Below are 12,688 nucleotides of genomic sequence, written 5' to 3'. Positions count from 1 at the left end.
TGTATCAGTAGTATAATTTGGGTAGATAAGTTAAAAAACAGAGGATAAATGAATAGGATAAGAAAATGAACTTTACCCAATTACGTTGCTTCATTAAAGCAGTTGACAACTCCAGTTTTACAATTGCTGCTGAGCGGTTGAATTTTTCCCAATCGGCTGTTTCTAAAAATATTAAGGATTTAGAAAATACAATCGGCGTTACCCTGATTAACCGGGCTCATCACCGCATTTCATTGACTAATGCCGGTAAATATTTTTACCGCGTGGCCCGAAATGTTGTTGATGATATGGATTACACGGTGGCTTATTTACAGAGCCAAAAGAATAACCCGGAGACGCTTTTGCGGATTGGTGTCTGTGATACGCCATTAGAACAAAAAATTTTACCCATTTTCTTGCGTAAATTGCGTAAGTCCGGCAGTAATCTAAACGTGCAATTTGTTTTTGTACTTAATAACTCAATTGGTGAATTATTGAATCATCACGTGGATTTGTGTGCTATTGCGCGTGAAGACGTTGATGTTGTTGATGATGTCAGGTTTGAACCCCTAATTTCAGGTAGAGTCGTGGTGGCCTGTCCTGAGGATTCTTCACTCGCTAAAAAAGCCAAGATTACGGTTGCCGATTTAAGAAATCAAAATATTTTTTTGCTGGATCCCAATAGCTCACTTAATGTTCAACTTAATTTTCAGACGGCGCTAATTAACAACTTGGGTATGGAACACATTAAGTTTGTCCAAGACTTTTTGGCAATGGATATTTACGTGCGTGGCGGCTGGGGCTATGGTATTTTACCTAACTTTATCGCTGACTCGCAATCCGCCGGCATTACTTATGTGCCAATTGATTATCATGATATTTCGCCTTATGGTATTGCCTACATGGAGTCTTTTACCAATAAGTCAGTTCTTGATGAAGTAGTAGATACACTCAAGAAGTCCGTAAAGGAATACACCCAAAAAAATAATAACTAATACGCATATAGATAGTTATTTAAAAATGCTTGTACAGTAAGTCAGATCACTTATTGCCCAAGCATTTTTTGGTTATTAAAGCATAACAAGAATGTTCTCTATTCCATTTAGTAATCTTGAATTCTAATATTGGTGCAGAAATTCACTAGATAAATAGTATTATGAAAGCGATTAAAGGATTTGCATTAAGAAGTGAGGGATAAAAAATGGAAAATACTTATGATGTTATTATCGCTGGCGCAAGTAACGCTGGTGGTATGGCAGCTTGTGCAGCTGCTGAAAAAGGAGCTAAAGTTCTCTTGATTGATAAGCAAGGAAGCTCACAATTTCTTTACCGTTCTTTCTTTGCAGCACTTGATAGTAATGCTCAAAGAAGAGCCGGAATCAAAGTAGACAAAGCTAAGTTGATGAACTTCTTAACTTTATTCTTCCAAGACAATGTTGATGAACGACTTTTATGGACTTGGGCTAACCACGCTGATGAAACAGCTAACTGGCTTGAAGACAATATCTTAAAGCCAAATGGCGGAGTTTTAAGACCACAAAAAGATGCTTACTATGAATCAATTGTTAACACTGCCTTTAATACTGAACTAGCAATTGCCACCCCAGAAAACGGCTGGGCTCATTATGGTGATTGGATGATCGATAAGGTTAAGGAACTTGGCGTAACACTTAAATATAATACCAAGCTAGAAGAATTAATTACCGATGATAGTGGTGCTGTAACTGGCGTCATTACTAGTGACCGTGATTCAGGCGCAAAGACTGAATATCATGCAAATAAAGGTGTCATTATTTGTACCGGTGGTTATGGTGCTAACGTCGAATTGATGAAGAAGTGGGATCCACTTGGCTATAAGAAGAATGTTTATTCAGATGGCCCTCGGGATGATGGTTCAGGTATTCTAGCTGGTCTAAAAGTCGGGGCAGCAAGGGATGAAGAACCAGCAGAAATCATTTTTGATCGTGGTGCCGTTCCTGTTGGAACGAAGGCTGAAGATCATTATGAGATTGACTTTAAGGGTCCTGGTTATTTCTGGATGGGTGCTTATCCATTGCTTAAAGTCAACCTGAAAGGTGAGCGCTTTGGCAATGAAAGTGTTCCTTACCAATTTGACATCAACGCAATAGCTAAACAACCTGGTTACTTGGAAGCACAAATTTGGTCAGAAGACACAATGGATCATTTAGACCAATTTAGAACTCAAGGTTGTTCACGGCTGGGCTGGCCAGGTATTTACAATACTGAAGAAAATAAGGCTGAAATTCAACGTCGAATTGATGACGGTATGGTGCAAAAAGCCGGTACGCTTGAAGAATTGGCTGAAAAATTGCAATTACCAGCAGACAAGTTGGTCAGCACGGTTAAACGCTATAACGAAATGTGTGCAAACGGCGTTGATACCGACTTTGGTAAAGAAAAATTCAGACTATTCCCAGTTGATAAAGCACCTTACTATGGTGTCATTATGGGCGGACGTCTTCTTGCAACACTTGATGGTCTGCGGATTAATACCAAAATGGAAGTTATTGATAAGAATGGTGATCCAATTCCGCATCTTTATGCTGCTGGTAATGCAAGTGGTGGTTTCTTCTGGGGCAGCTATCCAGACAGAGTTCCAGGTTTAACTTGCAGTCACGCTCAAACTTTCGGTCGTTTAGCAGGTCAATATGCTGCTGAAAATTAGTTTTTATTTTACAAAAGGAGATTAAGAATCATGGAAGAAAAACAATTACCTAAGCTTTCTAGCTATCGGTGGGTAATTCTGGCAATTGTTGCATTGCTTGATGCAACGAGCAATTATATTCAATTTCAAGTTTCTGCTTTAGCCGTTCAAATTATGCCAGCTTTGCATATCTCGCCGGCACAATTACAAAGTTTGGGTATGGCACCAATGTTAATTGCAGTTTTCTTGAGTATTCCTGCAGGCTCACTTGCAGATAAATTTGGTGCTAAGAAAATTGTTACTATCGGCTTGATAGTTTCTTTAATTGGTGCTTTTGGACGCTTGGTAGCAACTAATTTTGTTACATTAATGATTATGCTGCTGCTTTTTGGTGTATATATGGCACTTTTAAATGCGAATACATTAAAAATCTTCGGTGTTTGGTTTAAACAAGATACTAATTTGGCAATGGGGGTTTTCTTTGCTTCAGCTAGTGTAGGAATTATTTTAACTCGGATTACTAGTCCGTTATTTCCAACTGTAAAAGCTGCGTATACATTTTCATCTGTTCTACTTCTTATTTTAGCTATTTGCTGGGTGCTTTTTATTAAAGATGCTCCAAAGGACGAGCCAGTTCCTCCTACTCAAATGAAACAAGGTAAGTCTGAATCATCACTCGACTTTTTCAAAGCGGCTGCGCATAGCAAGATGACTTGGATTGTAGCTATTAGCGTTGGTGTAGGAATGGGTGCAAGCGAAGCTTTTTCCAATATCATGCCTACTGCCCTTGCAGCAAGGGGAATGACTGTTATTCAAGGTAATAGTGTTGCCGCGATTGCTACCATTGGTAGTTTATGTGGTTCATTATTTGGACCGGCTTTAATTGGCAAAGCTAAAAAAGCTAAACCAATTATGATTACGGTGACCCTAATTGCTGGGCTTTTAATTGCTCTCACATGGTTTATTCCTCTTGGATTGCCGCTGACTATTTCTTTAGTACTTGGTGGTTTATTTGGTGCAATGACTGGTCCATTAATGCAGGCAATGCCTATTACTTTCCCAGAAATTGGGCCAAAGTATGCAGGTTCTGCAGGTGGTTTAATTGGGACTGTATCATTATTATTCTCATACTGTGTACCGGTTATTATTTCAATGATTGCAGGACGCAACTTTATGTTAACGTTTATTATTCAAGGTATAGTTTTAATGCTAACAACAATTTTCATTGGGATTTTACCTGATGCAAACGCAGCTAAAAATGCTGGTCGTAATAAATAATTGATCAAGTTTTGAAAGGATTTTTATCATGGCAAAAAAGATTACCGATAAGCCGGGAAAATATACCGGTTCCGGTCAGGGCAAAGAGAGTCAAATCAACCTTGAAGTAGAGGTTGATGAAGACAAGATTGTTAGCGTTAAACCATTAGATCAGTATGCTCCTGATAGCCTTGCCGACAATGCTTTTCACAAGATGGCTCAAAAAATTGTTGACCATCAATCTGCCGACGTTGATGTCGTTTCCGGTGCCTCGGAAACTTCACGTGGCATTATTGAGGGCGTTAAAGAGGCCTTAAATAAGGCAGCAGTTGACTTTGCTGCTTTAAAAGAAAACAGTGCGCAAAGTCAGACAGAAACACAAGAAGTAATTGACGTTGATGTTGCTGTTGTTGGTGCTGGTGGTGCAGGCGCAGCTGCCGCTTTAGCAGCACGTCAGCACGGCGTTCGTGTTGCTTTAATTGAAAAAACAATTTCGCCACTTGGTGCTAGTACTTTTGCCGGTGGGATGTTTGCCGGCGATAGCCAACAACAAAAAGAGCAAAATGCAGTTGTATCAAAGAAGTGGCTCTATGATGAATATATGGATGCTTCACAAGGCTATATGAATTCAATTCTTGTTCGCCGCATCATTGATGAATCAGGCAAAACTGTCGACTGGCTGAATGAAAACGGCGCAATCATGAAATTGGTTGATGCCGGAACCGGTGGTAGTTTTGACCACATTGGTATGCCAGCTACTCTTCACGGCTATCAAGAAGGCGGAACTAAGGCTGTTACCAAGTTGATTGAGAAGTTTAAGTCAATTGGCGGGCAAATGTATTTTGGTTTTGCTGGGCAAAAGCTCTTGCAGGATGCTGATGGTAAAGTCATCGGTTTAATTGCACAGGGTGATGATAAAGAGCTTCATGTCAATGCTAAAAAAGTGATTATCGCTACAGGCGGTTTCGGCGGTAATCCGCAAATGCGTAAAGAATACTTGGGTGATGTTAGCACCCAAGGACAAGTTTTACAAAACACCGGTGATGGTCTAAACATGGCCTGGGATGCTGGTACTGCGCACCATATTAATGGCTCAACGCATTATTTCTGGCAAACTTTCAGTAATGAAGACATTGGTGCAATGGCAAAATTAGTTGGTCCTAACTGGATGCCAGTTAACGCTTTGGCCGATTTTCCAAACCTCCGGGTCAATAACCGTGGCCAACGTTATGCCAGTGAAACTCACGCTTTGGACTTTGCGGTTCATGGAGCTGAGCTGTCCGAGCAGCCCAAGCAGACTGAATATGTCATCTTTGATCAGGCAATGCTTGATAAGATTAAAGAAGGTGGCATGGTCGCAATTGAAGACCATTATGGCAAGTGGAAGAATAAACGCCAGTTCTATATGGAATTCAATTTCCCAACTGACACTGAGGAAAGTATCAAGCACGAACATGAAAAGACGGACTTTACCTCATTGTTAAACAAGCTAAGTTCAACTGATGTTGTCTTTATTGGTGACACAATTGCAGAACTTGCAGAAAAAATGGGTGTCAATCCGGAGAATTTGCAAAAGTCCGTTGATCAATATAATGCTGCGAAGAAAAAGGGTGAAGATGAACTATTCTTCTCCGATACTAAGAGAATGATTCCTGTTGAAAACGGCCCATTTTACGCAGTTAAGTATATTGCACGTAACCTTGGAACTCTGGGTGGTGCTACGATTGATGAAAAGATGCATGCTCTAGCACCTAGTGGCGAGCCTGTTCCTAATCTTTATGTAGCGGGTGCTGATGCTTCCGGAATGTATGGTAAGGCGTACGTTGATTTTGAAGGTGGAACTTTAGGTTTTGCTTACATTTCAGGACGTCTAGCCGGAATCGATGCAGCTGAAACTGCTAAAGAGGGTAAATAGTTTAAAAAAGCATGTACAGATTTGCTAAAAATTTGTATGTGCCTTTTTGGTCAAAGGAGAAAATCATGGTTGAGAAAAAATATGATGTCGTAATTGTTGGTGCAGGTCTTGCCGGTTTTGCTGCGGCCGCTGAAGCTGCCGATGATAACTTAAAGACCTTACTTGTCGAAAAAGGCAAGACCACTGGTGGTACAGGAAACTATGTTGAAGGCGTGTTTGCAGCCGATTCTGAGTTGCAGAAAAAGGATCATGCCGTCATTGATAAGGAAGAGTTGCTTAAGGAAGAGCTGACATATTCGCACTATAAAGCAGACGGCAAAATGTGGCAAAAATATATTGGTGAAGCTGGCAGAAATGTCTCCTGGCTTGAAGAACATGGCGTCAAATTTGCGATGGTTGCTGGGCTTGGTTCGGGCGCTAGAACATGGCATTTATTTAAAGGTAAGGGTCACGATGCAATTCATTCTGGCCTTGAGCCATATGCGAGGTCCAAGGGCATTGAAATTATTACTTTAACACGCGTAACTGATCTCAAGCAAAATGAGGATCAGACTTATAATGTGACCTTGACGAATGTTGAAAATAATACGGATGAGATTGTAGTTGCTGATAACGTAGTTTTGGCAAGCGGCGGATATCTAAATAATTTGCATTTGATGGAGCATACGCCTCATCAAAATCCGGATAATGTAATTCCTGTCAATTCTGGTAAAAGTACCGGTGATGGCCTGTGTCTTGCCTGGAATCTTGGCGCTAAACAATTCTTTACCGGAATGTCAATGATGTTTGGTGGCCAATTAAAAGATGATTCGGTTCCTTCATTTAAACTATGGGGTACAGCCATTTGGAGTTCTGTCTGTGATCAACCACAAATGTGGGTTAATGAAATCGGTGAACGTTTTGTTGATGAAAGTGCAGCAGTCGTCAACTGGGCTAATGAAGGCAATTCGATGAATCGCCAAGAGCGTGTCTTTTGTATTTTCAGTCAGAAAATCTTAGATGACTTCACCGATAAGTCATATCCAAGATCAATGAAACCATTTGTACCTGAAGATCGTTACCCAAGTCTGCGAGAAGACATTGAACAAGCCGAAAAAGATGGTCGCAAGTACTTGCATAAAGCTGCAACAATTGAAGAATTAGCTAAAGAGATTGATACTCCTAACTTACCAGCTTATGTGAAGCACTATAATGAAATGGCCGCTAATGGCGAGGATACCGATTTTCATAAACCAGCCAAATACATGCTTCCAGTTGATGGGGATGGCCCATTTTATGCCATTGAACTAGGCGTTGGTGCCTATACAACTGGTGACGGCTTACGTGTAAATACCAATAATGAGGCTTTGGATACTAAGGGTAGACCAATTAGTGGCCTTTACGCAATTGGTAGTGACGGATCAGCCGTTTTGTACGGTGATACCTACGGCGTTAACGTTCCGGGTACTCATGCAGGTTATTGTATCTTTTCGGGCCGCAATGCGATTAAAGCAATTGCCAATAAGCAGTAAAAAACATAACAGTTAGGCGGCTGATTATAAAAAATTTGACAACTATTTTTTACTAAATTTATCAAAGCATTGAATGCATGCGTTCAATGCTTTTTCTTTAGGTCTTAGTCATATTTGATTCCTAAGCTATAAATAAATGGAAAGTCAATATATACTATAAGAATAATTTCAGGGCATTATTGTGGCAGATCTTACTTTATTCAACGATTAGTGTTTTTGCAGCAGCGATTATAGTTGTAATACGGTAGCATATATGCTACCATAATGCTTGACGGAGGAGTACATGAAAGAAAAAGTTGTTTTTGAATACTATGACAAAGATGAGTTTCGTGTCTTTTGGCGTAAATTGCCCCATAAAGAAGCTGTAAAATTATTGGTTACAATTGAAAAAATTAGTAAGTTTGGCTTGCTAATAGCACAAGAACAACAGTGGATTAAAAAATTAGAATCAAACTTATTTGAAATTCGCTCACATTATGGAAATAATAGCGCAAGAGCTATTTATTTTCATAAAGAAGGAAATCATTATATTATTACTCATGGTTTTAAGAAAAAGAGCAATAAGACTCCGATGAGAGAAATAACTCATGCTAAAGCAATTAGAGCTAAATTTTTAAAGGATGATAGTAATGAAAAATGAAACTGAAAAAATGCTTGAAGAATTAACTAAAAATAATTCTCAATTAAAAGAATACGCTGATCAGTATGGTCGTCAGCTAGAGGCTGCTGTGGCGGTTACTGAATTGCGTAAAAATGCAAGAATTAGTCAACGAGATTTAGCAGAAAAGGCTGGTGTAAGCAAATCAACTATCACGCGAATTGAAAAAGGTAATATGAATCCTTCACTTAAGACATTGGACAAGCTGGGCGCAGCTGTAGGTAAACACCTTTCTATTTCTTATGACTAATACAGATATAGGTTTTAATTTTGTTTGTAAACTATAATTAGAGTTTAAACCAAAAACCATTTTTACTAAATTTATCAAAGAGGTCTGGGAAAAATTATATTCTCCTGGACCATTAAAAAACGTTGAACTTACTGGTTCAACGTTTTTTGTATATATTATCTCTTGGTCTTACTAGTATTTAATTACTAATCTTCAAATATAGCGAGAGGCCAAACACAATGTACAAAGTCATTCTACATGCCAGACTGCTTTAGTACTTAATTTTGTCTTTACTAATTTGCCTAGCAATAAGTACCGCTTGGTAGTGTTTAATCTGCATGACGCCATTTTGGATCAGTTAAAATCCGGGCAGTTAGAAGTCCAATCGGCAAAGCAGTGATAATCATCAACGCGTTCATTATCCAGTAAGCACCAATGTTAATGTTGGTTACACCGAAATTGAAAACAGCGCGATACATGTAAAGTCCAGGCACCATAATAACGATTGCCGGAACCGTGATTGCAATACGAGGGAACCCGACTTTATCACGAACAAAGCTGGCAACTAAGCCGGCCAACAGCGAGCCGATAAAAGCTGCAAGAGGAGCAGGAACATGGTTAAACTCAGCTAGTCCCAAGCGTAGAGTATTGGCAAAAGCTCCGATAAGTGCTGCCACTGTTGCCATTGATGGTTTGGCATTAAACATGATCGAGAAACCGTAGACACCGCCAAAGCTAGCGATTAGGCGCAAAACTGTTAGCATTACCGGATTTAGTGTGAGCTCAGGAATTGAGCCGGGCTTTAAGCTTAGGGTGGTTGCGACGCCCCAGCCAACCATTGTTGCAATCATAATGGTTAAAACCGCATAAGAAAGACGTTCAAGTCCTGAACGCATATCCAGCTTTGACATGTCGAGCCCAGAGGTAATAAATGGGAAGCCGGGAATAACGTAAAGCATTGAACCGATATAGCCGTACGCATGATGATAATTCCAACCTAAGAATTTTTCTCCCAGTCGGAAGCAAAAGAAGTAAATAGCACAAGAAATAGCTACACCAACAGCAATTTTGGCCACCAAAGTAACCTTGTGCTTTCCCATTACGCCACGGAAGTAATTTCCGATGGCAGCGCCAAAAAAGGTACAAATCATTTCTGGTAAACCGCCACCTAATAAGAAAATAAAGCTGGCACAGGCAAGTCCCGCGCTCAGAGCAGCAATTGTTAACGAGTAGCTTTTGGTATGCTTTTCAATTTGATTAAGTTCCTGATGAACCGCACCAATTGTCCAGTATTCATTTTCTGTTTCAAAACGGCGAACAAAATCTTCCATTTTATTCAACTTATTCATGTTAACGCCGGTAGTTGGCAGTGATAAAGTTTGTGAATAAGACTTATTATCGACATCGAAGCAAGTATAACTGATGGTTAATAAGCCAATATCAGCAGAACAAGTAATGTCTAACGCCCGCGCTATGGTATTCATTGAATCACGAACGCGCCAGGCCCCAGTTCCGCAGCCTAAAAGCATAATACCAACGCGGCCAACTAGCGAGCTTTTTTCTACCAGAGTTGTGTCTTTAACGAGCGTGTCATCTGAACTTTTAAAAAACTCTTTCCAATGAATTTTCATATGGTGATGCGATGAAATGTGATGTTGTGATTCGTTTTCGTCCATTATCTAACATGATGCCTTTCTATAATTAAGTTGATAATATTTTAATTCTATCATAAATAAAAACATGAAAAATTAAGAAGCGAGTGTTTAAAGGAAACAGCTAATAATAAACAATAAAATAATGCCGAATTTTATTTATCGTACTGTCCAATTGATAAAAAAAAGTTATTGATATATACCAATCATTTTCTATTAGTCCAATGTTACTGTATGCGCTACACTGGATATGAAAAGGAAAGATAAAGATGGAGGAATTATGAATGAATAATTTTATGCAATGGATGCAAGATAAGCTTATTCCACCAATGGCGAAGGTTGGAAATAATAAATATTTGGTTGCTATTCGCGATGGTCTGGTCATTACTTTGCCTGCTGTAATTAGTGGGTCTGTTTTTTTGATTATCGGTAATATTCCAATTCCAGCTTGGGCAGCCTTGATCAAACCATATAGTTGGATGTTAACAGAGGCAGTAAATGCGTCTTTTGGAATTATTTCTTTACTCGCTACTATTGGAATTGCTTATCAATTAGCGAAGGCACTTAATATTGATTTGATTTCAAGCGTTGGTCTTTCAGTGATGGCGTTTATTTTAACTTCGTTTAATGGTAAGCATGTGTTAGATTACAATAATCTAGGCTCGAGCGGTATTTTTACTGCGATTTTTACTGCTTTTGTAGCCACATTTATTTTTTACTTCTTTATAAAGAAAAATATTGTTATTAAACTACCCACAGGAGTACCGATCGCGGTTTCAAATTCTTTTGTAGCTCTTTTACCCGGATTAGCTGTATTAGGACTATTTTGGTTAGTCAAAGTAGTTCTTAATATTGATATTAATCAAGTAGTTCAGGCAATTTTTCATCCTGTAGTTTTTGCACTGAATACATTACCGGGAATTTTAGTTTATACTTTACTTGTAAGTTTACTTTGGATTTGTGGGATTCATGGTGATATGACCTTAGAGGGAATATCAGACCCGATTTTTTTGCAGTACTTAACTGCTAACGCAACAGCATTTGCGCATCATCAGACCATACCATATGTTACTGCTTCGGGCTTTTCTAGTTTATTGGTAAATGTAGGAGGTACAGGTGCGACACTGACGCTTTGTGCATTGATGCTTTTCTCAAAAAGTAAAACTTATAAAGAGTTAGGTAGGTTAGCATTTCCGAGTTCTTTATTTGAAATAAATGAGCCTATAATATTTGGTTTTCCAATTGTTATGAATCCAATGATTATGATTCCTTTTGTTGCTATTCCGCTAGTTTTAGCTACATTATCATATTTATTTATTACAATCGGGTGGATATCTGCACCAGTCGCCATGGTTCCGTGGACTATGCCACCAGTTATTGGACCGATGATGGCTTGCGGTTGGGACTGGCGCGCTGGTGTCTGGTCAGCAATTGAATGTATTATAGCAGCAATAATGTACTATCCATTCTTTAAAGCCTGTGAAAAGCAAATGTTGGCAAAGGAACACTCAAATGAAGTTAAATAAAAACAAGGTTACATTAAATCAAATATCTTCACTGGTAGAATATGCTTTTTTGAAAAATTATGATGTTCAAAAAGATATTAATTTTAAAAGCAGATATAACCACAGTGATGACTATGGTGAATTTCATAATGGCAAGTTAGAAAGCTACGTAATGGTTAATTCTTTTAAAAGTCAAATTTTTAATCGAAAAGTAAAAATGGCAGGTGTCGGATATGTGGCATCATATCCTGAGAATCGCGGACATGGTGATATTTCCAAAATTATGAAAGAAATTTTACTGGATTTGCATAGTTCCGGTGTTGCATTTTCCAATTTAGCTCCATGGTCTGAAACATTTTATCGACAGTATGGCTACGAAAATACGATTTACCAAAAATCTTATGTTATTAACCCAGAAATGTTTAGGCACTATAAAGTACCAAAAAAGGGAAAAGTACTTCGGGGAAAATGGAATGATCGTGATTTACAAGAGCAAGTTCTTAACATGTACCGAGTTCAACTTGAGTCTGGGAATGAGCGAAATACGGTAATTAGGCAAAAATGGTGGTGGAATCGCTTGGATTCATATTATCCGGGGAGATTTATCGCAGTTTACGTCGATGAAAATAGTTGTTCGCAAGCATATATGTTTTACCGTATAATTAACAGCCAATTCTGTGCAGAAGAAATTTATTTCTCAAGTAAAGAAGGAGCATTGGCTTTACTCAATTTTATTGGTGGACATATTTCCACATGCACTAATTTTAAAATCATCGCTTCTGAGGAATCGATGATTGAAGACTATTTTCCAGAACAAAAGGATTTAAAAATTACTATTAGTCCTTATATGATGAGTAGAATTATTGATTTTGCTAAAATTGCTTCTTGCATAAATTTTGGGGGAGCTAATGAAGTAAATCTTGAGGTAAAAGATGATCAAATTTGTAATTGGAATAACGGCGTTTGGAAACTAACTCGTGATTCGGGGGAAATAAAGTGTACTAAAACGAAAGAGAAACCTAATTACTCTGGTACAATAACTAATTGGACTAAAGTTTTATTAGGGCATTTAACGTTAAGCCAGGCTGTTAACCTAGAATTGATTGAAGCAAATAGTTCTAATATGATCGAGTTTGTTAAAGGTAAAGTTAGTTTTTATGATTATTTTTAATGCTTAAGAATAAAAATTCAATTTAGCTACGTATGCAATAGTACGTAGCTTTTTGATAATAATGGTCTAGAGCTGAATTATGAAACTAGGCAAAAGTGCATAAAAATATAGTTGTTTTTCAAAAATAATCAATTAAAAAAATTACC

10 protein-coding genes are annotated in these 12,688 nt (G+C 38.4%); 9 read left to right on the top strand and 1 reads right to left on the bottom strand.

Annotation, left to right across the window (positions count from 1 at the left end; all coding sequences use genetic code 11):
- Positions 1–65: 65 nt before the first annotated feature.
- From J3U71_RS08265 to J3U71_RS08235, 7 genes are all read left to right on the top strand, one after another.
- Positions 66–974, top strand: a complete 909-nt coding sequence (locus J3U71_RS08265) for a LysR family transcriptional regulator (RefSeq protein ID WP_267393754.1) — start codon at positions 66–68, stop codon at positions 972–974.
- A gap of 206 nt (positions 975–1,180) precedes the next feature.
- Entirely contained in the window at positions 1,181–2,665 is a 1,485-nt protein-coding gene (locus J3U71_RS08260) for an FAD-dependent oxidoreductase (protein WP_267393756.1), read from the top strand.
- Between the two features lie 30 nt (positions 2,666–2,695).
- Positions 2,696–3,922, top strand: a complete 1,227-nt coding sequence (locus J3U71_RS08255; protein ID WP_267393758.1) for an MFS transporter — start codon at positions 2,696–2,698, stop codon at positions 3,920–3,922.
- 28 nt (positions 3,923–3,950) lie between these two features.
- Positions 3,951–5,816 carry an FAD-dependent oxidoreductase gene (locus J3U71_RS08250; protein WP_267393760.1) on the top strand — a complete coding sequence of 622 codons (1,866 nt, stop codon included), beginning with the start codon at positions 3,951–3,953 and terminating at the stop codon, positions 5,814–5,816.
- Between the two features lie 65 nt (positions 5,817–5,881).
- Positions 5,882–7,327, top strand: coding sequence for an FAD-dependent oxidoreductase (locus J3U71_RS08245; protein WP_267393762.1), 1,446 nt, complete (start codon positions 5,882–5,884; stop codon positions 7,325–7,327).
- Between the two features lie 283 nt (positions 7,328–7,610).
- A complete protein-coding gene (locus J3U71_RS08240; protein ID WP_267393764.1) occupies positions 7,611–7,967 on the top strand; it encodes a type II toxin-antitoxin system RelE/ParE family toxin in 357 nt (118 codons plus the stop codon).
- Positions 7,957–8,235 (top strand): helix-turn-helix domain-containing protein, encoded by a 279-nt coding sequence (locus J3U71_RS08235; protein ID WP_164715410.1) that lies wholly within the window; start codon positions 7,957–7,959, stop codon positions 8,233–8,235. The genes J3U71_RS08240 and J3U71_RS08235 overlap by 11 nt, the downstream gene beginning before the upstream one ends.
- 308 nt (positions 8,236–8,543) lie before the next feature.
- Here the strand turns inward: J3U71_RS08235 and J3U71_RS08230 are convergent, their stop codons facing one another.
- Positions 8,544–9,890, bottom strand: coding sequence for a threonine/serine ThrE exporter family protein (locus J3U71_RS08230; protein ID WP_220268562.1), 1,347 nt, complete (start codon positions 9,888–9,890; stop codon positions 8,544–8,546).
- A 260-nt stretch (positions 9,891–10,150) separates the two neighbouring features.
- Here J3U71_RS08230 and J3U71_RS08225 point away from each other — a divergent pair, with 260 nt between their 5' ends.
- Both J3U71_RS08225 and J3U71_RS08220 read left to right on the top strand, forming a co-directional pair.
- The gene (locus tag J3U71_RS08225; RefSeq protein WP_267393766.1) at positions 10,151–11,392 is read left to right on the top strand and encodes a PTS sugar transporter subunit IIC; all 1,242 of its coding nucleotides are present in this window, start codon (positions 10,151–10,153) and stop codon (positions 11,390–11,392) included.
- Positions 11,379–12,542 carry a GNAT family N-acetyltransferase gene (locus tag J3U71_RS08220; RefSeq protein WP_267393768.1) on the top strand — a complete coding sequence of 388 codons (1,164 nt, stop codon included), beginning with the start codon at positions 11,379–11,381 and terminating at the stop codon, positions 12,540–12,542. Before J3U71_RS08225 ends, J3U71_RS08220 begins: the two co-directional genes overlap by 14 nt.
- Positions 12,543–12,688: the final 146 nt, after the last annotated feature.

Source organism: Lactobacillus sp. B4015, from assembly GCF_026536055.1.
Taxonomy (GTDB): Bacteria; Bacillota; Bacilli; order Lactobacillales; family Lactobacillaceae; genus Lactobacillus; species Lactobacillus panisapium.
This window is presented reverse-complemented; position numbering and strand designations above follow the sequence as displayed.